The 23,446-nt window shown below is 65.7% G+C and carries 20 protein-coding genes; all 20 read left to right on the top strand.

Going from position 1 to position 23,446, the window contains the following annotated elements; genetic code table 11:
- Nucleotides 1–41 precede the first annotated feature (41 nt).
- Entirely contained in the window at nt 42–2,288 is a 2,247-nt protein-coding gene (locus CA12_RS01300; protein WP_145356841.1) for a polysaccharide biosynthesis tyrosine autokinase, read from the top strand.
- Between the two features lie 138 nt (nt 2,289–2,426).
- Nucleotides 2,427–3,116, top strand: coding sequence for an exosortase-associated EpsI family protein (locus CA12_RS01295; protein WP_145356839.1), 690 nt, complete (start codon nt 2,427–2,429; stop codon nt 3,114–3,116).
- Between the two features lie 83 nt (nt 3,117–3,199).
- Nucleotides 3,200–4,153 carry a sugar transferase gene (locus tag CA12_RS01290; protein ID WP_165700484.1) on the top strand — a complete coding sequence of 318 codons (954 nt, stop codon included), beginning with the start codon at nt 3,200–3,202 and terminating at the stop codon, nt 4,151–4,153.
- A 162-nt stretch (nt 4,154–4,315) separates the two neighbouring features.
- On the top strand, nt 4,316–5,221 hold the full coding sequence (locus tag CA12_RS01285; RefSeq protein WP_207622097.1) for an XrtA system polysaccharide deacetylase: 906 nt from the start codon (nt 4,316–4,318) through the stop codon (nt 5,219–5,221).
- Nucleotides 5,215–6,549 carry a TIGR03087 family PEP-CTERM/XrtA system glycosyltransferase gene (locus CA12_RS01280; protein WP_165700483.1) on the top strand — a complete coding sequence of 445 codons (1,335 nt, stop codon included), beginning with the start codon at nt 5,215–5,217 and terminating at the stop codon, nt 6,547–6,549. Before CA12_RS01285 ends, CA12_RS01280 begins: the two co-directional genes overlap by 7 nt.
- A 65-nt stretch (nt 6,550–6,614) precedes the next feature.
- The gene (locus CA12_RS01275) at nt 6,615–7,973 is read left to right on the top strand and encodes a hypothetical protein (RefSeq protein WP_145356831.1); all 1,359 of its coding nucleotides are present in this window, start codon (nt 6,615–6,617) and stop codon (nt 7,971–7,973) included.
- On the top strand, nt 7,970–8,866 hold the full coding sequence (locus tag CA12_RS01270; protein WP_207622096.1) for an ABC transporter permease: 897 nt from the start codon (nt 7,970–7,972) through the stop codon (nt 8,864–8,866). The genes CA12_RS01275 and CA12_RS01270 overlap by 4 nt, the downstream gene beginning before the upstream one ends.
- A gap of 80 nt (nt 8,867–8,946) precedes the next feature.
- Nucleotides 8,947–10,218: an ABC transporter ATP-binding protein gene (locus tag CA12_RS01265; protein ID WP_145356829.1), complete on the top strand. Its 1,272-nt coding sequence runs from the start codon at nt 8,947–8,949 to the stop codon at nt 10,216–10,218.
- 226 nt (nt 10,219–10,444) lie between these two features.
- Nucleotides 10,445–11,728, top strand: coding sequence for a polysaccharide pyruvyl transferase family protein (locus CA12_RS01260; RefSeq protein WP_145356827.1), 1,284 nt, complete (start codon nt 10,445–10,447; stop codon nt 11,726–11,728).
- Between the two features lie 23 nt (nt 11,729–11,751).
- The gene (locus CA12_RS01255; protein WP_165700482.1) at nt 11,752–12,675 is read left to right on the top strand and encodes a glycosyltransferase; all 924 of its coding nucleotides are present in this window, start codon (nt 11,752–11,754) and stop codon (nt 12,673–12,675) included.
- Complete coding sequence (locus CA12_RS01250) at nt 12,672–13,673, top strand: glycosyltransferase family 2 protein (RefSeq protein ID WP_145356823.1); 1,002 nt, start codon at nt 12,672–12,674, stop codon at nt 13,671–13,673. The genes CA12_RS01255 and CA12_RS01250 overlap by 4 nt, the downstream gene beginning before the upstream one ends.
- Complete coding sequence (locus CA12_RS23070; protein WP_145356821.1) at nt 13,670–14,974, top strand: glycosyltransferase; 1,305 nt, start codon at nt 13,670–13,672, stop codon at nt 14,972–14,974. Before CA12_RS01250 ends, CA12_RS23070 begins: the two co-directional genes overlap by 4 nt.
- Nucleotides 14,971–15,903: a glycosyltransferase gene (locus tag CA12_RS23175; RefSeq protein ID WP_145356819.1), complete on the top strand. Its 933-nt coding sequence runs from the start codon at nt 14,971–14,973 to the stop codon at nt 15,901–15,903. The genes CA12_RS23070 and CA12_RS23175 overlap by 4 nt, the downstream gene beginning before the upstream one ends.
- Entirely contained in the window at nt 15,900–17,168 is a 1,269-nt protein-coding gene (locus CA12_RS23170) for a glycosyltransferase (protein ID WP_145356817.1), read from the top strand. Before CA12_RS23175 ends, CA12_RS23170 begins: the two co-directional genes overlap by 4 nt.
- On the top strand, nt 17,165–18,184 hold the full coding sequence (locus tag CA12_RS01230; protein ID WP_145356815.1) for a glycosyltransferase family 2 protein: 1,020 nt from the start codon (nt 17,165–17,167) through the stop codon (nt 18,182–18,184). The genes CA12_RS23170 and CA12_RS01230 overlap by 4 nt, the downstream gene beginning before the upstream one ends.
- A complete protein-coding gene (locus CA12_RS01225; protein WP_145356813.1) occupies nt 18,181–19,176 on the top strand; it encodes a glycosyltransferase family 2 protein in 996 nt (331 codons plus the stop codon). The genes CA12_RS01230 and CA12_RS01225 overlap by 4 nt, the downstream gene beginning before the upstream one ends.
- Nucleotides 19,177–19,253: 77 nt before the next feature.
- Nucleotides 19,254–20,021: a sulfotransferase family protein gene (locus CA12_RS01220; protein ID WP_242688252.1), complete on the top strand. Its 768-nt coding sequence runs from the start codon at nt 19,254–19,256 to the stop codon at nt 20,019–20,021.
- Nucleotides 20,011–21,063 carry a glycosyltransferase family 2 protein gene (locus tag CA12_RS23165; protein ID WP_145356810.1) on the top strand — a complete coding sequence of 351 codons (1,053 nt, stop codon included), beginning with the start codon at nt 20,011–20,013 and terminating at the stop codon, nt 21,061–21,063. Before CA12_RS01220 ends, CA12_RS23165 begins: the two co-directional genes overlap by 11 nt.
- Nucleotides 21,060–22,073 carry a glycosyltransferase family 2 protein gene (locus CA12_RS01210; RefSeq protein WP_145356808.1) on the top strand — a complete coding sequence of 338 codons (1,014 nt, stop codon included), beginning with the start codon at nt 21,060–21,062 and terminating at the stop codon, nt 22,071–22,073. The genes CA12_RS23165 and CA12_RS01210 overlap by 4 nt, the downstream gene beginning before the upstream one ends.
- A 211-nt stretch (nt 22,074–22,284) precedes the next feature.
- Nucleotides 22,285–23,442, top strand: a complete 1,158-nt coding sequence (locus CA12_RS01205) for an O-antigen ligase family protein (RefSeq protein ID WP_165700480.1) — start codon at nt 22,285–22,287, stop codon at nt 23,440–23,442.
- The last annotated feature ends 4 nt before the right edge of the window (nt 23,443–23,446 follow it).

Below are 23,446 nucleotides of genomic sequence, written 5' to 3'. Positions count from 1 at the left end.
CGCCGGGTCCCGCCTCACTCCTCCCCAGCTTGTTTGTCCCCATGGCTGCCGCCCGCACGCCCCGCCCGCCAGTCTCGCAACCGGTCGCGGACGAGCACTTCCAAATCGACTGGCGCCCGGCCGTCGCTGGGTTGAAGCGGTTTTGGTACGTCGCAGTATTAGTCGGCCTGCCGCTGGGGGCGGGCGGGGCCTACGCCGCTTGGATCTATATCCCCGCACCGTATGTGGCGAGTGCAGAACTTTATATGCGGTCGTATGTCGACCGCGTCGCATTCAGCACTAGTGAGCAGCAAGCTTCGTTTCGCACCCGTAAGCAGACGAACCAGAAGTTGCTCCGTAGCCGCGAAGTGCTGACTGCCGCTTTGCGGAATGCGGAAGTGGCGAACACGCCAACTCTCCAGGAGGTGCCCGACCCCGTCGTGCACCTGCAAAAGCATTTGTCTGTTGGAAGTCCCGGTGCGGAGTTCATCTCCGTTGGGCTGTCCGGCGAGCACGCGGAGGATCTGCCAGTGATCATCAACGGTGTGGTCGACGCGTACATGAAGGAGGTCGTCGTCGGCTCGATGGACGACCGCGAGGGTAAGTTGGCGAACCTTCGTCAAGTCCTCGCCACTGCGGAAGACGCGCTGGACCTTAAGCGGAAACAGTACCAGCAGTTCGTCGAAGCCAGCCAGGGCGGCGTGGCTTCGACGATCATGGCCGAGCAGCGGCACGCGGGGCTCCAAGAGCTCCGTACGATGCTTCGCGGCGAGGTCACGCGAACGGAGTTGGAACTGATCCGCGAGCGGGCGAAACAGTCTTACCGTGATTCGGTCGACGACGAGTTCGAACTCGGCGACGAGCAACTCGCCGCCCTTGTCGCCGATTTGCCTGAATACAAGCAGGCGGAGGAAGTCGCTCGAGCCGCGGAGACTTATGTGGGGAAGCTCGAACGCAGCAAGGGGGCGGACTCGACCAGCCCGACCCTCGCCACGGCACGAGCGGAGGCGACCCGGCGTCAGGCCGAGTTGAAAGAACTTCAGGTTTCCTTGCGGCCCCACGTGAAAGAGCAACTAAAGAACAGTTGGGAGGCCCAAGGTGAAGCGGGCGACCAAAAGCTTTCCGAGACGATCGCCCAGCTGGAAAGCTTCCGGAACAACCTTCGGCAGCAACTGGAAGAGAATCAGATCGAGGAGCGCCAGGCCGGAAAGGAGAGCGTCGGGTTACGTAGGCTGGAGGCGGAACTCCTTCGAAAAGAAGAATTGGTCAATCTGCTTGCGACGGAGGCGGAGCGCCGCGAGTTCGAGATCTCAAATGCCACCCCGCCGATTGCCGTGCAAGAGGACGCGGTGGTGCCCCGCACGCGGAACGATGGCAAGCGGATCAAGACGGCCGTGCTCGTTGGGGGTGGGGGCGTCGGTTTCGGTATGGCCTTGGCCGCTGGGCTCGGCTTTCTGTTCACCAGCGTTCAGCGGACGCAGGATCTGAAGGGCAACCTCGCGATCGACCTGTTCGGCACGCTGCCGCACCTGCCGCGGGGCGGGGCGGGGGCGGGGGCGGGTCAGCGTGGGAGCGATTGGAACGAGGCCCTGAAAGAGTCGGTGGACGCCGCCCGCGTGGTGCTGCTCAGGAAGTTGGGGGACGGGCGAGGGCAGACGCCGGAGAGCCGGTTGGACGCTGGGGGCCGAGTTGTGCTGATCAGCAGTGCCGTCGCCTCCGAGGGGAAAACCACCCTCTCCTGCCACCTCGCCGCCAGCCTTGCCCGCACCGGACGGCGCGTTGTGCTCGTGGACGCCGACCTGCGGCGGCCGTCGACGCACCGGGTGTTCGGCTGCGAGTCCGGGCCGGGGCTCTCGGATGTACTCCGCGGCGAAAAGTCTGCGGAGGAGGTCGAGATCCCGCTGCACGGCTCCGAGTTGCGACTGATCCCTGCCGGCGACGTGTGCGACACGGCGCTGGCCGGATTCGGCACCGCTGCGATGGCGGAATGCCTCGACGACCTGCGGGCCCGCTACGACATCGTGATCGTCGACTCTCCCCCCGCGCTGCCGGTCTCTGACGGCCTGATGCTCGCGGAGCACGTGGATGGGGTGATGTTCGCGGTCCGTCGGGGCGTCACCCGGCTGCGGAACGTCGCGGCCGCGTTGGAGCGGTTTCAGGCGGTCGGCGTCCCCGTGCTGGGGGCGGTGGCGATCGGGATGGATGACGAGGTCGGCCGGTACGGATACGCCCCGGGCCGCTACCCGTACGCGAAGCACCGGCAAGCCCGGTTGCTCGAACGGACGCCCGCCCAAGCCGCGAAGATCTGATCTTCGGCGCCACGAGCAGGCGGGGCGGCGTCCCAATTTCTGGTCCGTTCCCGCTCTTAGGGGCGGGAACGCCGGAGAGAATCCGTACAGCGCAGCGTTTCGACCGACCTCCCGTCCCTCCCCCCACCTCTCGAATTCATGCCCTCCGGATCGCTCACCGCTTGGCTCCACCGACTCGCCCCCGCGGCGGGCGTGGCGCTGTTGCTCGGCGCCGGCGTGGCGCACCAGGTACAAACCTCCGCCCTCCGCGACCCGGCGGTCCTGACCGCCGCCGCGGATCGGCTGGACGAGGTGCCGCTCGAAATTGACGGGTGGACGGCGGAGCCCTTGGAACTCGGGGAGCGGCAACTCCGGCTCGCGGAGGCGACGGGCGGGTTCGCCCGCCGCTACGTCGGGCCGAACGGCGAGGGTCCGGTCGAGGTCATGCTGCTGGCCGGGCCGCAGGGGCCGATCTCGGTGCACCCGCCGACGGTCTGCTTCCGCGGGGCGGGGTATCGCCAATGCTCGCCGGTGACGAACGTGCCCGCGGGCGGCGTCGACGGGGTCGGCGACTTTGCGGCGGCCACCTTTGAAAAGGAGATCGACGGCCGTCCGGTCCGCATTCGCACGCATTGGGCATGGGGCGCCGGCGCGGGTTGGTCGGCCCCGGAGACGCCCCGCGTCGCCTTCGCCGGCGAACCGTTCCTGTACAAGTTGTACGTCACGGAGTTCCGCACCGACGGCGAGGAGGCCGTCGACGATGCCCCGCTCCCCGCGACTCGTACGTTCCTCAATGCGTTCTTGCCTCGCCTGCGTTCGGCGCTCGCCGCCGACGCTCCCGCCGCCTGATCCACGTCTCCCTGACGTCCCGCCAACGCACCCACCGCGTTTTGTATCCCGCCTTGTCTTCCTCCTCCCCCACGGCCGCGTTAATGTCCCAGCTCGATCTTGGGCGAACCGCATTGAGCGACCCGGCGACCCCGCCGGGCGATCTGGCGTTAGTCGGCCCGTCGCTGGTTTATCTAGCGTTTCGTAGGGCGTTTGATCTCATCGGCGGGGCGCTCTTGGCCGTGCCGCTGGGGGCGGTCGTCGCCGTCGCGGCGATTTTCGTGCGGTTGGATTCGCGGGGGCCGATCTTCTACCGGCAGATGCGGGTCGGCCGGGACGGGCGGACGTTTCGCATGATTAAGATCCGCTCGATGCGGCACGACGCCGAGGTGGGCGGGGCGCAGTGGGCCGGGAAGAACGACTCCCGCATCACCCGCATCGGCAAGTTCCTCCGGGCGTCGCACATCGACGAGTTTCCGCAGATTCTCAACGTGCTGCGGGGCGATATGACACTGATCGGCCCGCGGCCGGAACGTCCGATGTTCGTCGACGAACTCGTTCAACAGGTGCCTGGTTATGAATTGCGTCTGACCGTCAAACCCGGTGTGACCGGTTTGGCTCAGCTCCGCCTGCCGCCGGACCAGACGATCGACGACGTGATCGCGAAAGTGGCCCACGACGTCTATTACATTGAGCACATGGGTTTGAACTTAGACTTTCGTGTTTCGGTTGGGACGTTGCGATTGCTGGTCCGCGAGATCCTGCAGGCCTGCGGGGCCACCGGCCGGACGGCCTACACCACCGTGAAGACCCGGTTGCCGCTGCGAACGGTGCATCAGGCGTTCGGGGCTCCCTGCCGGCTGCCGAGTATGGACTCCGTCTTCGAAACCGCCCGCCAATACACGGCGACGGCGTCACTGCCGTGCGCCGCCCTGGCCGGCGTCGGGGCCGGGAGCCGCGAGGAATTCGGATCGCACCGGAGCGGGAACGACCAGGCGACGCAGCCCAAGGGACAGGTCTGGCCAGGCAGCGTCGAGGCGACCGTCTCTCGCCTTTGACGTTCCCGCCCGCTCAAGGTCCTCTTCGCTCCCCCGGGAGCGATCCCGGCTGATCGTTCGCCTCTCTGCTCGCCCGCCATTATCGCTCCGCTCCCACCGCCGCCGACCTCCGATCCCGCCGCCGACGCGGCGGGGTCGCCGCTGTCCGCGTTCACGGTGGACGTGGAAGATTATTTCCAGGTCAGCGGGTTCGCGGACCGGATCGACGTCTCCTCCTGGGACGACAGGGAACTGCGGGTCGAAGACAGCACGCGGCGCGTCCTGGCGTTGCTGCGGCGGCGGAACGTCCGCGGCACGTTCTTCATCCTCGGCTGGGTCGCCGACCGCTGCCCGAGCCTAGTCGCGGAGATCGCGGCCGCCGGGCACGAGATCGGCAGCCACGGGTACTGGCACCAGTTGGTTTACGATCAGACGCCTGGCGAGTTCCGCGAGGACCTCCGGCGGAGCGTCGACGCAATCGGCGCTGCGGGCGGGGGCCGGACGACCTGCTATCGAGCCCCGTCGTTCTCGATCACAGACTGCTCCCGCTGGGCAGTCGACGTGTTGGTCGAAGAGGGGTTCACGGTCGACAGCAGCGTCTTTCCCGTCCGCCGCGGCCGCTACGGCGTGCCCGGCGCGTCGGCGACGATTCACCGCCTGGCCGGCCCTGCCGGCGGCGAACTCTGGGAGGTCCCGCCCACGGTAGTTCGGGTCGGCGCCGGCCGTCGCGGATTGAACCTGCCGGCCGCGGGCGGCGGCTATTTTCGCTTCTTCCCCGAGTCCCTCACCGCCGCGATGCAGCGGCGGGCGGCCCACGGGGAGGGGCGCCCCGTGATCTTTTATATTCACCCGTGGGAGGTCGATCCGGACCAGCCCCGCCTGCCGGGCACGCGGATGAACCGGTTCCGCCACTACCTGAACCTCAACAAGACGGAAGGCCGGCTGGACCGGATGCTGGGCCGCCTGCCGTTCGGCACGCTCGGCGAAGTGGTCGAGACTCACGCCGCGGCGAACGGACTGTCCGAACTGTCGTTCCAAGAGTCAGCCTCGCCCCCCGAATGGGTTGCCGTGGGGGCGGGGCCATGTTGACGGTCGATCCTCCCACCGCCCGCGCGGCGAGAGCCGACGCCGCCGGCCCGCGTTATTCGTCCGCGGTGGGCGGTGCCCGGCCGCGGGTGTTGTACCTGGTGCACCGGTTCCCCTATCCGCCGGACAAGGGGGACCGCATCCGGGCGTTCCACATCCTGCGGACGCTGCAATCGCGGTGCGACGTCTCCGTCGTGACCTTCGCCGACGAGCCGGTGGCGCCGGAGCGCCGGGCCGAACTGGAAGCCTGTTGCTCTGACCTGCGGGTGATCCCGGTCGGTCGCGCCGGGCGGGCCGCGGGGGCGGCTTGGGGACTGCTCAGCGGACGCTCCGCGACGGAGGGAGCATTCGCCTCCGGCCGGTTCGCCGACGCTGTCCGAGAAATCGCGGCGACGCACCGTCCGGATGCCGTCCTCCTGTCCTGCGGCGGGTTGGGCCGTTACCTCGACCTGCCGGCGCTGGCGGGCGTGCGGACGGTCGTCGATTTCGTGGACCTCGACAGCCGTAAGTGGGCCGACTACGCCGCCGGCTGCGGCCGCACGCCCTCCGGTCTGGCCGCCAAGCTGTTGTACCGGACCGAGTCGAAGCGGCTGCGGGCCGCCGAGCGACGGTTGGTCGCCCGCTGCGACGCCGCGACCTTCGTCACCGAGGCGGAGGCCGAACTCGGCCGCCGCGAACTCACGGCTCCGGGCGAACATAAGGCTGCCGCGTTTATCCACGCGGTGACCAACGGCGTGGACCTCGACTATTTTCGTCCTGCGGAACCTCCTCCTCCGCCGTTGCCGACCGGCGGTCGTGTCGTATTCTTGGGCGCAATGGACTATCGCCCGAACGTCAACGCCGTCACCTGGTTCGTCCGCGAGGTTTGGCCGCAGGTTCGCGAGACGCGGCCGGAAGCGACCTTCGAGATCGTCGGCCGCCGCCCGACCCCGGCCGTCACCGCCCTGCACGGCCGCGACGGCGTGACCGTCACCGGCTCCGTCCCCGACGTTCGCCCCCACCTTGCCGCGGCCCACGTCGCCGTGACCCCCCTCCGCATCGCCCGCGGTCTGCAAAACAAGGTGCTGGAGGCGATGGCCGCCGGCGTCCCCGTCATCGCCAGCCCCGCGGCTGCCGAGGGCCTGCTGGCAGTCGCCGGCCAAGACTATCTAGCCGCAGCCGCGCCCGCCGAGTGGGCGAACGAGATCGTCGGGCTGTTCGCAAATGAAGACCGCCGCCGCGCCCTCGCCTCCGCCGGCCGGTGCCACGTTGAGGAACGGCACGACTGGCGCCGCTGCGTCGCCCCATTGTTCGAACTACTCGACCTCACTCCCGCGGGAGGACGGTCATGAGTGGGATCGCGGCTGAAACTTATCCTGCAGGACCCGAACCGGTCTCACGCCCGCGGCGGCTCCGTTTGACTCTGTCGATTGTCGTCGCTCTGTTGGGGATCGCCGGCGGGATAATGACGGCGGTCGACCCTTCGACCCGCCGTGTGTGGGCGCTGTCCGCGGCCGAGGTCGGTTACGGCGTATTCGACGTCTGGGGCGACGACGCGGCCCCGACTCCGGACATCCGGCCGGTGGATGAAGACGCGATGGCGGCGGCGATCGCCGCCGCCTGGCCCGGCGGCGCCGAGGTGACGGTGGAGATTGACCAGCCGTCGACGCTCCAACCGCTGCCGTTCCGGCACGAGGACGTGGACAGCCCCGAGTTCCGCGCGTTCGCGGAGGATCTGCGCAGGGTTCTGGGCGGCTCCATCCCCGAAGACCCGTTCGAGTTGTGCGACGCCGTCCGCCGGCTCGCCCCCCACGGCGTCCCCGCAGAAGACCCTGGATCACACCCGGCACTGTGCCTACTTGCGGCGGAGGGGGACGGGCCGCTGCTCTGCCACCACTTCGCCGCGCTCACGGCCCACGCCCTGCTCGCGGTCGGGTACGACGCCCGCGTGCTGGGACTCAGCGCCGACGGCACGGTATTCGAACATGCCGTCGTAGAGTACTGCGACCCGGCCGCCCGCCGTTGGGTCCTGCTCGACCCGGACTTCAACCTCGCCTATCGCCGCGCCGCGGACTGGTCTGGAGACGACGCGGGGGAGTGGTTGTCCGCCCGCGACCTGCACACGGCCGCGGCCGATCTAGCCGGCCGCGGTCTCGACGCCGGCGACGCGACCGTCGTGCGGCGTGAGACGGGAATCGAAGCCGTCGTTCTCGGGCGGGCCGGCGGGGCGCTGCGAACGTCGCACGTCCGCGGCGGTCCGGCGGACGCGGGACGGAAGTCGCTGACGTCGCTTTACCGCACGGTCTTCTACTCCGCCCGGAACGATCAACTCAGCAACTGGCTGCCGCCGGGGCACCCGGACGCCGTACGACAGTACGTATTGTGGGACGGACCCTCGGGGAAATTGCCGCCGGCCTGTCCAGAGGGAACCCGTCTCTCCGCCGCGGGGTTGGAGCGACTGTACGGACCGGTCGGCGCTGTCGTCCTACGGCAATGGGGATTGATGCGGGGGTCGTCGCTGGGATCTTCTCCCGGAACAAAGCTAAATCTACAGTTTGCCCTCGCGGGTATCGGCCTCGAGCCGCTCCACGCTGCCGATACGGCTGGTGACATCATCGCCGCCGTGAACGGCCAGATAGTGTGGCCGCTCCATCTAGGGCGGAACGTGTTGACGGTCGAAGGCCGTCGCCCGCCGGACCGCCTCAACGCCGCCGTCCAACTGCGGGTTACAGTTCGCCCCGCTCTTCATTCCCCCGCCAAGCCGCCCGCCCCGTGAGCGGTCCCACCCTCGCCAAACCGCCAATCGCTGCGTCGCCTCCATCCGAGCCCGCCCCCGTGGTCGGTCCGGCGGTGCGGGAGGTGCGCATTACGCCTCCTCGCGGCTGGGAACTGCTGGACCTGGCGGAGTTCTGGGCTTATCGCGACCTGTTCCGATTCCTCGTCTGGCGGGGCATCAAGGCCCAGTACGCGCAGAGCGCCGTCGGCATTGGGTGGGCCGTGATTAAGCCGTTGGCAACGGTCGCTACGTTCACATTGGTGTTCGGTCAGCTGGCGGAGATTGACAGCGGAGGCGTCCCGTACGCTCTGTTCAGCTTCGTGGCGATGGTTCCTTGGACGTATTTCTCGGGTTGCATCCGAGGGGGGACGGCCAGCCTGGTGTCCAACGCCAACATGATCAGTAAGGTGTACTTTCCTCGCTTGGTCATTCCGCTATCGCAGGTATGCGTCGGGCTGGTCGACTTCGCCATAGCGTTCCTTCTGATGATCGCTGCCTTGGCGGTCAGTGGCTACGCCCCCAATGTTGGGGTGCTGCTGGTTCCAGTGCTGGTCGCAGTTATGGTCGCTGCCGCGGCCGGATTGGCGTGTTGGCTGACGGCGTTGGCAATTCAGTTTCGGGACGTGAATCATGCGACAGTATTTTTGGTGCAGCTCGGTATGTACGCCTCGCCGGTAATTTATCGGGCGGAACTGGTTCCGGAGGAATACCGTCCTCTGTACGCAATGAATCCCATGGTGGGGGTCATCGGCGGATTCCGTTCCGCATTCCTCGGAGAGCCGACGATGCCATGGACCGACATCGCGATCGGTTCTGCGGTCGCTGCGGGTCTGTTGCTGAGCGGCATGCTATTTTTCCGTCGCCGCGAGGCGGTCTTCGCGGATGTTGCCTGACCCGCTGCTACGGTCGCCGTCGTCCGGCTGACCTCCCTGCTCAATCCTTACTCCTCCTCGTCTCCCCGAACCCAATTCCCGTGTCTCGCCCTGCGATCACCGTCGACTGCCTGTCAAAGGCGTATCGGATCGGCTTGGCCGAGGACACTTCCGGGTCAGCGGCGGCGAAGGCGTGGCGGCTGGCGGCGGCCCCGATGCGGAATCTACGGAATCTTGCCCGCCTGAACACTCACGACGCCGAGGACGCCCCGGACCTGTTCTGGGCACTTAAAGACGTGAGCTTTGAGGTCGCTGAGGGTGAGGTCGTCGGCGTTATCGGTCAGAACGGTGCAGGCAAGAGCACGTTGTTGAAGGTTCTTTCTCGCATCGCCCGCCCGACCCGAGGGTCGGCCACGATTCGCGGCCGGGTAAGCAGTCTTTTGGAGGTCGGCACCGGGTTCCATCCAGAGTTGACCGGCCGGGACAATGTCTATATGAATGGGACAGTTCTCGGTATGTCAAAGGCCGAAATCGATCGTAAGTTTGACGAAATCGTGGAATTTAGCGGCGTCGAGAAGTTCCTCGACACCCCGGTCAAGCGGTACAGCAGTGGCATGAAGGTGCGGCTCGCCTTCGCCGTGGCGGCCCACCTAGAGCCGGAGATTCTGATCATTGATGAGGTGCTGGCCGTCGGCGATGCGGAGTTTCAGGCCCGCTGTCTCGGCAAGATGGAGGACGTCGCTGGTCAAGGGCGGACTGTGCTTTTTGTAAGCCATAATATGGGGGCGGTGAGGCAATTGTGTTCTCGAGGGGTGGTGCTCCAGTCCGGAGAGAAGATCGCCGACTGCGAGGTAGGAGGCGCCTTAGCCGCGTACTCGCAGGGGGTCGAACGTACTTCTGGATTGCGTATCGAATCAGGCCGTCCCGGGGACGGCGGAGTTCGCTTGCGAGAGGTTTTGGTATTTAACGAGAGCGGCAACTCTGACGGGCTCGTTATGGCTGGCGAGTTGATGACGCTTCGGTTGAGAATTGAAATCAAGGAGCCGCTGCCTTCTTTGGGGGTGACGATGACCATGTACAATTCGGTGGGTGCGGCGATCACTAACTTTTCGACCGCACTTGCTGGTCAGCATTGGGTGGGACCTGCCGAGGGAGAATGGCATGCCGCTTGTGAAATTCCCTCGGCTCCTTTTCTGCCGGGACGGTATCGGCTAGCCGTTGATTTACAGTGTAATGGCAGGAATCTCGATTGGGTTGGTCACGCAGCTTCAATCGAAGTCGCCGGGTCGAAGTTTTTCCCCGGCGGACGTACGCCTGACCCTGAGTATTGCGCAATGATGGTCGAGCATCGCTGGCAGTTTTTGGAGGCCTGATGGTCAAGCTCGTGCAGTTCGCCTTTTGGACGCAAAGCAAGTCGTGGATATCAAGGCTACCCTACTCGCCGCCGAGGCCGACGGCATTAACGGCGAGCCTTGGGCAGTGGCGGGTGAGACCGCCTCATTCCGTGTTCGTGGGGAAGGTGGGGCAGAGCGAATGCCGGGACGGGGCCCTGAGGAAAACTAGGTTGTTGGACGGGACTGTCAGGACCCGACTCGAACTATGAATGTTCTCATCGACAACTCCGGCTACCATCTCCGCAACGTTGGCGACGTAGCCATGCTAGCCGCAGCCGTGGACCGGCTGCGGCGGCGGTGGCCGGACTTGCGGCTGCGGATCCTGACGACTGATTCGGGTCGACTATCCGGAGCGGTGGGCGGACCGGGCGACGGTGTTCGCCCTGTCGAGATCGACGGTCGAGACCAGTGGGCTGATTGCACTTTCGTATCTGGCTCTCCGCAGGCTCGCCCGTACCGGCTGCGGCGCGTCGCTCAGCGGGCGGGGGCGGATTTTAAAGCGCGGCGGCCGACGCTGTTCCGTTCCCTGATAGCATTGCGAGGAATTTGGCACCCGGCCGACCGTGCCGCCGGCCGGTTTCACGACCATGTCCGGTGGGCGGACCTCGTGCTGGCCACCGGCGGAGGATACTTCACAGACCCGTTTCGTCGGCATGCAAATCGGGTGCTGGACACTTTGGAACTTGCCCGAAGCCTTGGAAAGCCAACAGCGTTGCTCGGACAGGGACTCGGCCCGCTCTCGCATGCATCGACCCGCCACCGGCTGGCCGAGGCGGTGCGAGCGGCGGTGCTCGTCACCCTGCGGGAATCGGCGGCGAGCGGGCCGTTGCTGGAGGAGTTGAACGCCCTCGGTTCAAATGTGATCTGTACTGGGGACGATGCGGTCGGCCCAGCTGCGGCGCTCGGGCCGGCCGACGCCGCATGCGGAGATGTGCTGGGGCTGAACGTGCGGGCGGCGAAGTACTCAGGGATAGTCGGCCGGGCTGACCGGCTTCGGGAGGCGATCGCGGGGGCAGTTGCCGCGATGAATGCCCACGTTCGGTGCGTGCCGGTCAGCTTCCACGACAAGGAGCGTGATTTGGACCGAACGCTCGAACTAGTCCCGTCGAACAGATTAGCCGCTGGCGGAGATGTGGTGGAAGATACCCCGGAAGCCGTCGCGTCTGTCGCCGGACAGTGCCGCGCGGTTGTCACCGGCAGCTACCACGCAGGGGTGTTCGCACTGTCCCGAGGCGTGCCGGTGGTTGGGCTTGTTGCCTCTGATTATTACGCCTGGAAGTTTGGCGGCCTCGCCGCCCAGTTCGGTCCGGGGGCCTGTACCCCGCTGGAGACGACCGGTCCTCATTTAGCGGCGCGACTGACCGCAGCGGTTACTGATGCCTGGAACGCCGGTCCTGATCGGCGTGCCGCAATTTACGCCGCCGCCTGTCGTCAAGCCGCCGCTTGCGAGGCAGCCTACGACCAACTCTTGGCGGAGGTTTCGCGATGACCGCCCCCGCTGTTTCCGTCCTCATGCCGTGCTATAACGCCGCCCGCTATCTTCCTGCGGCGGCGGGGAGCGTGCTGTCGCAGACGCTAACGGACTTCGAAGTGGTGGCGGTCGACGACGGCAGCACCGACGGGACGAAGGCGCTCCTCGACGGGTACGCCGCGAAGGACCCCCGGGTGCGGGTGATCAGCCGACCGAACACCGGGATCGTGGGGGCGCTCAACGACGGGCTGGAACAGTGCCGGGCTCCGTTGGTGGCGAGGATGGACGCCGACGACGTCTGCCACCCGGACCGGCTGCGGCGGCAGGTCGCGTTCCTGCGGGACAACCCGGAATGCGTGGCGGTCGGGACAGCGGTGGAGGTGATCGATGAAGACGGCGCTCCCGTCGGTCGCATGATCCGTGGCGGGGCACACGCAGCAGTGGTGGCTCGCCTGCTGTGCGAATCGGCCGAGTCGGCCCAGCCGATCCACCCTTCGGTGGTGATGCGGACTGATGCCGTCCTAGCAGTCGGCGGATACCGGAAGGAGGCCTTGTGGATAGAAGACTACGACCTGTGGCTGCGGCTGACAGCCCTTGGGGAGATCCGCAACATGCCTGAGGCACTTCTGAAATACAGGGTCCACGGAGGCAGCGTATCAGCGGAGCGGCGGGAGCTTCAGGTGGAAAAGGTCCGACGGCTGGTCGCCGCCGCCCGAATCGCCCGAGGCCTTCGGGCGGACCCGCCGTACCCGTACCGGGTAGGCGCCCGCGGGACGGCTGCCACGTATCGCGGGTACGTCGCATTCGCCCTGCGAGAGGGACGGGCGAGGACGGCGTGGAAATACCTCCGTCGCATCCCCCGTCGTCGGTTCGGGCGAGTTTGGTGGCTGAAGAGTGCCGCTGCCTGCGGGCTGTGCCCGCTCCGCTGGCTCTGCCCACCTGTGGCAACGGAGGTTTCGCGATGACCGCCCCCGCTGTTTCCGTCCTCATGCCGTGCTATAACGCCGCCCGCTATCTTCCTGCGGCGGCGGGGAGCGTGCTGTCGCAGACGCTAACGGACTTCGAAGTGGTGGCGGTCGACGACGGCAGCACCGACGGGACGAAGGCGCTCCTCGACGGGTACGCCGCGAAGGACCCCCGGGTGCGGGTGATCAGCCGACCGAACACCGGGATCGTGGGGGCGCTCAACGACGGGCTGGAACAGTGCCGGGCTCCGTTGGTGGCGAGGATGGACGCCGACGACGTCTGCCACCCGGACCGGCTGCGGCGGCAGGTCGCGTTCCTGCGGGACAACCCGGAATGCGTGGCGGTCGGGACGTTCGCGGTTCTGTTCGGGGCCGGCGGACGGGTGCTGGACCTGCAGGGGGAAGTAACGGCCCACAAGGACATCGTGGCCCGCGTCCGTCGGGGGGCTGGCGGAGCCCTATTGCACGCTTCGGCAATGTTCCGCCAAGACGCGCTGCGGGCGGTCGGCGGGTATCGGAAGGAGTTCGCGTGGGTGGAAGATCTGGACCTCTATTTGCGTCTCGCCGACCACGGCACGTTCGCCAACCTGCCGCGGTACTTCTACGGGTACCGCAAGCACCCTGGCGCGGTCTGCCGCATCCGCCGTACCGAGCAGACCGCCCGCAAGGAGCGGGCTTTGGCCGAAGACTTCGCCCGGTCGGGCAGATCTCGCCCGCCGGCCCTCTCCCGGGAAGACCGCTATAGACCGGCCGACCCGGCTTTAGCGCGGGACCGGCAGATCGTCGGGCTGCTGGCCCGCGGGGCACCGCGGCGGGCCGTGGTGTCGGCGGCCAAGGGGGTGCTGCGGACGCCACTGCGGCGGGCCGCGTGGGACGTGCTTGCCCTCGTGTCCTGCCGCCGCCCGCCGGCTCCGCACAAAGTAGCGGACTTGCTTGACGGTCCTCAACTCGCCCTCCCACTCGCAATCGCACCCGCGACCGTTGGGGGGAACCGATGAGCGCCCATCGTCCCGCCTCTCCCCGCGTTCTGCTGGCAAGGCCCAAAACTCCGGAGTCGTCGGAGACATTCCTGCTGGCTCACGAGCACTACCTTCCCGATGCCGGGACGGTCCTGTGCGGGGTGGCCGAGAACGGTGACATATCCGACGGCCGGCGAGCAGTGCTGCTGGACGGCCGCCCTGTGCCGGGGCAGTTTCGTTCGCCCGGCCTCGCTGGGCTCCCGCGACGCATAGGGAGTCGGCTGGCCCGGAGGCTCAGCCGGGGCGGGTTAGGATCAGGGGAATTGGCTGGGCAGTTTCCTAGGGCACGGCTGCGAGCTCTCCGAGAATCCCGGCCGGATGTCGTGCTAGCCGAGTACGGGCCACACGCGGTCGGCTGGGTTGACCCCTGCCGGGCCGCTGGGGTGCCGCTGGTTCCACACTTTCATGGGTATGACGCGACCCGGCGGGACGTGCTGGAGCGGCACCGTGAGGTTTATGCAGAAATGTTCCGCGTCGTCCCCGCGGTCGTTGCCGTATCACGCCACATGCGTGAACGACTCGCGACCGCCGGGTGTGCAACGCAAAAAATCGCCGTCGTGCCGTGCGGCTGTGAGTCAGAGCTGTTTCCTGCCGCCGACGCATCTAGTGCCCCGCCGACGCTATTGGCAGTGGGACGGTTCGTGGACAAGAAAGCTCCGCACCTGACGCTGCTAGCGTTCGCCCAAACCTTAGTTCACCCTGATGTGCCGGCCGGCGCCCGGCTGGTGATGATCGGGGATGGGCCTCTCCTCGCCGCGTGCCGGGATTTGGCCATCGGGCTGGGGGTGGTGAATCAAGTAGAGTTCCTTGGAGCCCTACCTCACGCGGAGGTCGCGGGCTGGATGCGGGCGGCGCGAGCGTTTGTCCAGCACAGCGTTGAGGCGGAGGACGGAGATTGCGAGGGCACTCCCGTCGCCGTCCTTGAAGCCGGAGCCGCTGGCCTGCCGGTGGTCGCGACTCGGCACGCCGGAATTCCAGACGTGGTGATCGATGGTGAGACTGGCCTACTATGCGACGAGCGGGACGTGACGGGGATGGCCACGAGCATGGTCCGGCTGCTGGCAGACCCAGCAGCGGCAGGGCGGCTGGGGTCTGGGGCGGCGGCGCGGGTGCGAGCGCACTTTGACCGGGTCGCCAGCCTCGATCGGCTAGCGAGCGTCCTGCGGGCCGCAGCCGACGGCACCACGGTTCCCTACACTGACCCAGACTTTCTGCGGACCGGCCCCGCCGCGGAACCCTCCGACGAGTCTGCTCCCGGACTCTTGGGGGTGGTCCTGTGAGTTCCGCCCCAGTCACTGCCGTCGTCCCTTGCTACAACGGCTCACGGTATCTCCGCGAGACGCTCGAAAGTATCCTTGGCCAGACCCGTCCTCCAGCGGCGGTGGTCGTGGTCGACGACGGTAGCACGGACGACTCAGCCGACGTCGCCGAATCCTTCGGCGGGCTAGTGCGGGTGCTGCGGCAGCAGAACAGCGGGGAGAGCGTTGCCCGCAATCGAGGGGTGCGGGCGGCGGAAACCGAGTGGATTGCGTTCTGCGACGCTGATGACCTGTGGGCACTGGACAAGTTGGAGCGGCTGCTATCCGCGGCCGAGGTAGCAGGGGCAGGTGCTGCCGCAGCTCATAGCAACGTAGAGTTGTTTGGGGCGGAGACACGGATTACGGACCTAGGATCGGACCCGCCGTCACGGCGATACGCGGTGGCCCGACTGGCGGTGCGAAACAACTTCTTGACCCCTTCGGCGGTGCTGGTCCGGCGGGCGGCGTGTCCGGCGTTTCATGAGGACCTACACTACGGGGAAGATCAGATTTTCTTTCTAGAGTTGGCACGTTGTGCCGGGCCGGGCGGTTTCGTTTTCGACCCTGCTGCCCTCACACGCTATCGGAAGCACGGCGCTGGACAGAGTGCTGCGCGCGGAATAGAACTGGACTGGTACGCCGCCGTCGCTGACTGGCTGGATGCCACTGGGGCTGTCACTGGCAAGGAGCGAGCCGGTATTGACCGGGCGTGGGCCCACCGTTTGGCTCCGGTCGTTCGTGCGGCCTACTGGGAGCGGGACGTGGCCCGGCTTCGCACCGCCCGCCGTCGCTTGGCCCGGCTGCGGGGGTTTTCGGCTGAACTGGACGCTGAACTCGATCGTCCGGTACTGCCACGGATCGTTTTTTGGTTCAAGGATGCTGTCGACCGACTCACCGGGATTGCGTCATGAGGTCAGACGGACGTGAAAAATCGGATTGCGGGCTGCGGGTGCTGATCGTGCAGCCGCACCTGGGGGAATTGTCGGAGACGTTCCTAGTGGCCCATGCCAAGGACTTGCCGCGTTATCCGGGGGTCGCACTGACTACTGTGCTGGAGTGGCACCCGCAGCGGGACCTCCCGACCAAATCGCCTCGCACCGAGTCCGGCCCTGTACTATCCGGCGGGCCACTGCGACGCATCGCCCGCAAGCTGCACCGTGTGACTCGTGGTTTGCCGTGGGAATACGAGTTGACCCGCGGGTATCGGGCTGCAATCCGTCAGAGTCGACCGGACGTGGTGCTGGGGGAATACGGAACGGTAGGAGTGGGGCTGGTAGATGCCTGTGGGGAGGAAGGCATTCCGTTGGTTGTCCATTTTCACGGCCACGACGCCACCCGTCACACGGTGCTAGAGCGTTTCGGGGGCGGATATGTTGACATGTTCAAAGCCGCTTCGGCTGTCGTGGCCGTCTCGCGTCATATGCGAGATCGGCTGGAGGAACTAGGGGGCCTGCCAGGTAAGCTATTCGTCAACCCGTGCGGGGTAGACGTCGGTAGTTTCGCCGGGGCAGCTCCGGCGTCTGCGCCGCCCGTGCTCTTGGCCGTCGGGCGGCTAGTGCCGAAAAAGGCCCCGCATCTTACGGTGTGCGCCTTCGCTGAGGTCGCCCGTGAGCGGCCGGACGCGCGGCTGCGCGTCATCGGGGAGGGACCCCTTGAAAAAGTTTGCCTTGATTTAGCGGTTGGACTTGGAGTGGCGGATCAAGTGAGTTTTTTAGGCTCGCGACAGCACGCCGAGGTAGCGGCAGAGATGAGGGCAGCGCGGGCGTTTGTGCAGCACAGCGTGGAGGCAGCCGATGGAGACTGCGAAGGAACGCCAGTATCTGTGGTGGAAGCTGGTTCGGCGGGTCTGCCAGTAGTTGCGACTAGGCACGCCGGGATTCCGGACGTAGTGATCGACGGCGAGACCGGGCTGTTGTGCGACGAACGGGACGTGGCAGGGATGGCAGCGAATATGGCAGAGGTGCTGGATGATCCCGCGCGGGCCTCGCTTCTAGGAGCAGCGGCTGCGACCCGCGTACGGAGCTACTTTGATCGAGACTCCAGCCTCGGCCGACTGGCGGAAGTACTGCTTTTCGCCGCCGGCCGCGGCCGAAAGCCCGACCTCTTCCCTTCCGCCTTCGCCGCACTGGCCGCCCCCCCCAAGGCCGCGAGATCGCTCGCGGAGGTTGACGCGTGAACAACTTTAGTGTCTCCGCCGTCATCCCCTGCTACAACGGGGCAGCCCACTTGCGGAAAGCGGTCGCAAGTGCTCTAGTCCAGACTGTGCCGCCGCGTGAGGTAATCATCATCGACGACGGCAGCACGGACGACTCGGCCGCGATCGCCGAAGCATTTGGCGATCCGGTGCGCGTGCTGCGGCAACTCAACAGCGGGGAAAGCGTGGCCCGCAATCGGGGGATCGAAGAGGCCGTCGGAACTTGGGTGGCGTTCTTAGATGCCGACGACCTTTGGGAGCCGACGAAGATCGAACGGCAACTTGCCTTAGCCGGCCCCGGAGTGGTCGCCGTTCACACCGCCGACTACGCCTTTGGGGCGGCCAGTTATATATCCGATCCTGGGGAGGAGGCCCCGGAGCAGCGGTACTCGCTGACGCGGGTGAACGTCCGAGGGAACCCATGCCGGCCGTCGTCGCTGCTGGTTCGGCAGGCCTGCCCGGCCCGTTTTCCGACATGGACACGGTTCGCTGAAGATCGCATCTATACCCTTGAGTTACTGCGGCATGGGCGAATCGAGTTGGTCCGCGACCCGCTCACCGGGTACCGTTTGCACGCCGGCCAGCAGAGTGCCTCGCCCGACGCCGCTGTGGAGCGGCATAGGACCATGCTGCGGTGGCTCTCGGAGCGTGAGGGCGAACTAGATCCCGCCGAGGTTGCCTGGACCCGGCGGGCGTCGGTCGCCAAGCTGGCCCGCCTTACCGAAGATGCCTATTGGAAACGGGACTGGTCGGCGTACTGGATTACGCGACGGTATTTGGAACAATATGCTGACCACCCCACCGCCGCCGCCGCTCTGGCCCGCCGCGTGCCCCCTGCCTGGCTGCTGAGGATGAAGGATTCGGCGGACCGCCTGCTTCACCGTGGCTGCTCCGAGATCGGCCCTTCGAGAGTTGTCGGCGTTGAGGATCCCAGGGCGGTCGAAGAGGACTTTGGCGACTTGTCCGATGATCCGGCTGTTGAAGGGGGCGGGCGGTGAGTGGGTTTTCAGTCGTCGTTCCCTGCTATAATGGGGCTTCGTTTCTGTCTGAGACGCTATGTAGCGTGCTAACCCAGACAGTTACGCCTCGAGAAGTGGTGTTCGTAGATGACGGCAGCACTGACGACAGTGCCGCCGTCGCCGAATCCTTCGCCGATCGTCTTCGCACCGCCGGTATCGACCTGCGGGTGGTGCGGCAGGAGAACCGCGGAGAGAGCGTCGCCCGGAATCGCGGGGTGGATTTAGCAGTCGGGGAGTGGGTGGCGTTTCTGGACGCCGACGATGTGTGGGAGCCGACCCGGCTGGCAGCAGTCGGGAAGGTCGCGGCGGCGGCCGGACCTCGAGTGACGTGTATATTTAATGGGCACTACATATTTGACGGCGCCGGCCGCCGGCCGGACCCGCCGGAGCGAACTGACTTTCCTACAGGGAAGGGCGTCTCGGCAGACCTGCGGTCAATGCTGGTGAACGGCGGCGTGCTGCCGAGCGCCGCGGCCGTAAGGCGGAGCGTTGCCGCGGCGGTTAGATTCCCTGAGGAAGTGCGGGAGAATGAGGATTTGCTCTTTCTGCTAGACGTACGGCGGCATGGGGATTTTGTGCGGGTTCCCGGCCGGCTGACCGGGTGGCGGCGGGGACCGTCGCAACAGTCCGGTGGGGCTCGGCATCGTTTATTGGGGGCACTCAATCGATTAGCGTGGCTGGCGGCCCATGGTGACGCGCTGACTGGTGAAGACCAAGCTGCCGTCCGGAGAGGGCTAGTCGCGCGACTGGTGTCAGCGCACGAGTTGGCATACTGGGAGCGGGACTGGAAGACGGTGCAGGCATGCCGCAGGGCTGCCGCTGACCGCTTCGACCTCCCCCCCGCCGCTCACCCGCCACAACTCACCCGCCGCCTCCCACCAGTCACCGTCGTCGCGGCCAAGGACGCCGCCGGCCACGTCCTCGCCGCCGTCCGGCGGGCCCTTATTCCTGTTACGAAGTCCGCTCCGTGACAGCCGCGACCACAGTTTTTCAACCCGGCAGCACCGGCGCCCCAGCGTGGGACCGGCCAGTGTTCATTGTAGGTGGGATGAACCGTAGTGGGACCAACTTTCTTGCAGACGCGTTAGGGTGTCATAGGGATGTGCGGCGGCCTGCGATTGGGGAGGACTATCTGCTAGAGCACGCCGGCCGACTCACGTCCTATGCCCGCGACACCGCACACCGGTGGGGCGACCATGCACTCGCGGTGGAGGGGCGGTTTTTGCGAGGACTTGGGCGGGAATTGATTACCGCGTTGGATGAGGCAGGCCGGGATGAGCCACCCCCTGCGGGTTCTCGGTTGGTAACGAAAACGCCACGGGCTCACGGCCTAGACGCTTTGCACGCGCTGCTGCCGACCGCCAAGTTGATTTTGCTGGTGCGGGACGGGCGGGACGTGACGGAGTCCGCCGCCCGCAGCTTTCCCTACGCCGGCCGCCGATACTGGGCCGGGCAGTGGCGAGAGGGAGCCCGTCTGATTGCAGAGTTCAGCGCATCCCGCGTCGCCGCCCGTGACAGGGACTGGACGCTGGTACGGTACGAGGACCTGCTAGCCGGCGGGGCGGATGCACTGTTGGACTTAGTGCGGTTTTGCGACCTGGACCCGGCGGGATTCGACCGGGCTGCGTTTGACGCCTTGCCGCTACGGGGTAGTTCGTCCCACCGTGGCGGGCGAACAGAGGTACATTGGAAACCGGTGGAAAAGCCGAAGGACTTCAAACCGGTCGGCCGCTGGCAGAGTTGGCCATGGTGGTGGAAAGCATGGTTTGCTCAGTACGCGGGGGCGGAAATGCGAGGGCTAGGATATGAGTGCTGACGCAGCCGCCGATACTAACTCCCCCGGGCCGGCTGTTAGCGTGATCTTACCTACATATGACCGGGCCGATTTCCTGCCGGACGCCTTCGCGGCGATTGCCGGGCAGACGTTTCGGGATTGGGAGCTGATCATCGTCGACGACGGCAGCACCGATGCCACACCGCAGGTAGTTGAGGACTTCGCGGCCCAGTCCGACCGGCCGGTGGTGAGCTTACGACAGGATAACTCCGGCGCGTACGCGGCACGAGCTCATGGGCTTCGCGCAGCTCGCGGCGGGCGGATCGCGTTTTACGACAGTGACGATGTCTGGCTCCCGGACCACCTCGCCACGCTCGGGGGAGCGCTTAATGCTCATCCCGACGTCGGGTGGGCGTTCAGTACGTCCCTTCACGTTGTCGGCAGCCCCCTGGCGGTCTTCGATATCCCCGGCGAGCGGCCGGTGCCGGAGCCGCTGCGGCCATTCGCAGTGCCCTCCGGTGGGGGACACCGGCTGGACGGGGCGGGACTGGCGGCAACTCTAATTCTTCACGACGTAAACCCTGGTTTGCAGTTTTCTCTAATCCGGCGTGAGGTATTTGATCAGGCTCGCCTCCGCCCGGACCTGCGGAACGGAGGGGACCGCGTTTTTCTCGCCGCCGCGGCCCGTGCTGGCGTAGGCCTAATGCACGTCGCCGCCACGACAGGACTATACCGCCTTCACGGAAATCACTCCTCGCTCGTTGAGGGAACCGGCGGGCGGGTGACGGCGGAGAAGACGGCCCGCGTCTATGAAAGTTTGACGACGGGGTTTCGGGACCTACTGAACGAGGGCGGGTGGACGGCTGAGGAGCGGGCGGCCCTACGGGAGCGACTGGGCAACGATCTATTCTGGGGCTTAGGATACAATGGGTATTGGTCACTGGGCCGCCACGCTGAAGCGCTTCAAGTTTTTCGTGAAGCTGTCGCCTTAAGGCCTCGGCACCTTCCGTTTCGGAAGACTTTACTCGCCTGCCGCATCAGGGGCCTGCTCGGGCTTGCTCCGCCCCGGGAGCCAGTCGCATGAGTTCCGCCCAGGCCCATACCGTCTCCGTTCTCATTCCCTGTTACAATCGAGCGGACAGCCTGCCAGAGTCCGTTCGCAGTGCGTTGAACCAGACTGTCCGGCCGCTGGAGATCATCGTCGTTGACGACGGCAGCACTGATGGTAGTGCAAACGCGGCTGACGCCCTCAATGTTGCCGGTGGCGTGCCGATACGGGTCGTGCGTCAACGCAATGGTGGGGCCGCCGCGGCCCGCAATCGCGGTCTGGTCGAGTGTCGGGGGGACTGGGTCGCCTTTTTGGATAGTGACGACACTTGGGCTCCGGACAAACTCGAGCGCCAGTTAAACGCCGCTGCGGCGACAGGTGCCGACGCGGTATTCGCCGATACCCGCACGCTCTGCGGCACCGCCGCTGCTCCAGGGCGGGTACTGATGGAGAGCCGGTTCGCTCTCGGCGGGGTGCGAAATGTTGACTGTGAACCCATTGGCGGGTACCGGGTGTTTGACCGACGCTCCTTTCCAACTTGGCTTGAATCTTGTCGAGTCATCACTAGCGCGGTATTGGCTCGTCGGGGGCTCCCTGGCCTTCATTTCCCTAATCATATCTGGGGTAGCGAAGACTGGGCGGTCTGGCTGAACCTTATACTAGCTCATCGGTTCGCGGCCGTGGATTCGGTGCTGACGACCATGCACTCTGGCGGCGACAACCTGACTGGGAACGTCGCCAAGTTGATGCGGAACGATCTCAAGGTGCTCGACGGCCTACGCGCCGATCCGCCACCAGCAGGGCCGGACGACAGACTATTGCGACCACCACTTGCCGCCGCCGAGCGATCTGCGGTCCGGTCGGCGCAGACACGGCGGCGGCTGGCGGCGGTTTACCACAGTTTGCGGGCCGGCGACGGGACCGCCGCCCGCGCGGTGCTCTGGACCGCTGAACCGGGGGAACTTACATTCAAAGTTTGGGCGAAATACTGGCTAGGTTCGCTCCTCCCCGGTCCTGTGTTACGATCCCTTCTACGGCGAGACTGACGTCCGTTCCCGTCACTCCTTCTCATTGATTCGGATGCTTGGTGCGGTCTTTATTTACACGCTGCTGGCCCTCTGTTGCGGGGTTGGTCTGTTCCGGCCGCATTGGGCATTGTTGGGCTACTATGGGTTCAGCACCCTAGTGCCCACGTACAATTGGCGGTGGTCGTTAAGCCAAGACGCAGGGTTTCAAAAGTACTTGGCGGCAGCCTGTTTGATCGGGTTTTTGGTGGGCGGCCTTAGGGGAAATCAGATTAAAGGCGTGTCTCTTTTTGCCTGCTGCTCTTTGGTCGCCTATTTGGGTCTGTCTTACATTAGTTATTTTATGAGCGTCAATCCCCGCGACTCTGCTTGGTTCCTGTCCTTCATGTGGAAGATCGTGTTGATGGCTGTGGTGGGAGTGGCTCTGCTGGACCGGCCAGGGAGATTGACGGCGTTGGTCTGGGTATTCGTGCTGGCGCAGGGGTATAATGCACTTAGGATCAACGAAGACTACTTTCGTACCGGAATCGCGTGGTACGCACTCCGCGGGTGGGCGTACCAAGACAATAATATTTACTCAATGCTGACGATGCCCGCCGCTGGATGCAGCTTGGGGTTGATGGTCGGAGGAACGCGGACGTGGCAGCGACTCCTCGCCGGAGGGATCTTCACACTGCAAATGCATGAAGTCATGCTGCTCGCCAGTCGTGGAGCGATGTTGGGCGGAATTGCAATGGGGGCGTTTTGTTTTCTCTTGATCCCGAAAACTAAATACTCGCTGTTGGCCGCAGCTGCAGTTGTGACTGCCGCCGCTCTGCTAGCCGGGCCGAGCGTGACACGTGAGTTTGCCTCGTCTTTCGAAAGCGGCGAGGACTTGGATTCTTCCGCCGACAGCCGCTTTAAGCTCTGGGAGGCCGGGTGGAATATCACCCTTGATTACCCGCTTCTGGGCGTTGGGCCGAACGCCGGACGGCGGCTCGTTCCACGTTACTACGCCGGCGGGTTAGATACGACAAACAAGAGCCTGCATAATATTATTTTCGACATCTCGACGGGTTCCGGCGTGCCTGCGACTTTCGCTTACTATTCTTTCTTCATCGCCCCATGGCTCGCTTTGCTGAGAATCTGGATCCGCGGGCGGCAGGTGCTGCCGTCGTGGGCGCGGGTTTCTACGCTTGCCTATCTCTGCGGCCTCGTTGGGTACTTTGTTAGTGGGATGTTTGCCACTTCGCCGCTTATTGAAACACCATATGGTCTCGGAGCACTGGGGTGCGCCGCCGTACTGGTGATCCGACGACATCTCCGTCAACTAGACTCGGCCGCCGATGGGATAGGTGGTGGCAAAGTAGATGCGGGCACAGTGAACGACTTACCCACGGCGGCGGCATGATTGG

This window comes from Alienimonas californiensis, assembly GCF_007743815.1.
In the GTDB taxonomy this organism is placed as follows: Bacteria; Planctomycetota; Planctomycetia; order Planctomycetales; family Planctomycetaceae; genus Alienimonas; species Alienimonas californiensis.
Note: the sequence above shows the minus strand (reverse complement) of the source record. Positions and strands in the feature narration are given on the sequence as shown.

Coding starts and splice junctions, on each gene's coding strand:
- CA12_RS01300 (WP_145356841.1), top strand. CDS start 42: ATGGCTGCCGCCCGCACGCCCCGCCCGCCAGTCTCGCAACCGGTCGCG.
- CA12_RS01295 (WP_145356839.1), top strand. CDS start 2,427: ATGCCCTCCGGATCGCTCACCGCTTGGCTCCACCGACTCGCCCCCGCG.
- CA12_RS01290 (WP_165700484.1), top strand. CDS start 3,200: ATGTCCCAGCTCGATCTTGGGCGAACCGCATTGAGCGACCCGGCGACC.
- CA12_RS01280 (WP_165700483.1), top strand. CDS start 5,215: ATGTTGACGGTCGATCCTCCCACCGCCCGCGCGGCGAGAGCCGACGCC.
- CA12_RS01260 (WP_145356827.1), top strand. CDS start 10,445: ATGAATGTTCTCATCGACAACTCCGGCTACCATCTCCGCAACGTTGGC.
- CA12_RS01255 (WP_165700482.1), top strand. CDS start 11,752: ATGCCGTGCTATAACGCCGCCCGCTATCTTCCTGCGGCGGCGGGGAGC.
- CA12_RS01250 (WP_145356823.1), top strand. CDS start 12,672: ATGACCGCCCCCGCTGTTTCCGTCCTCATGCCGTGCTATAACGCCGCC.
- CA12_RS23070 (WP_145356821.1), top strand. CDS start 13,670: ATGAGCGCCCATCGTCCCGCCTCTCCCCGCGTTCTGCTGGCAAGGCCC.
- CA12_RS23170 (WP_145356817.1), top strand. CDS start 15,900: ATGAGGTCAGACGGACGTGAAAAATCGGATTGCGGGCTGCGGGTGCTG.
- CA12_RS01220 (WP_242688252.1), top strand. CDS start 19,254: ATGAACCGTAGTGGGACCAACTTTCTTGCAGACGCGTTAGGGTGTCAT.
- CA12_RS23165 (WP_145356810.1), top strand. CDS start 20,011: ATGAGTGCTGACGCAGCCGCCGATACTAACTCCCCCGGGCCGGCTGTT.
- CA12_RS01210 (WP_145356808.1), top strand. CDS start 21,060: ATGAGTTCCGCCCAGGCCCATACCGTCTCCGTTCTCATTCCCTGTTAC.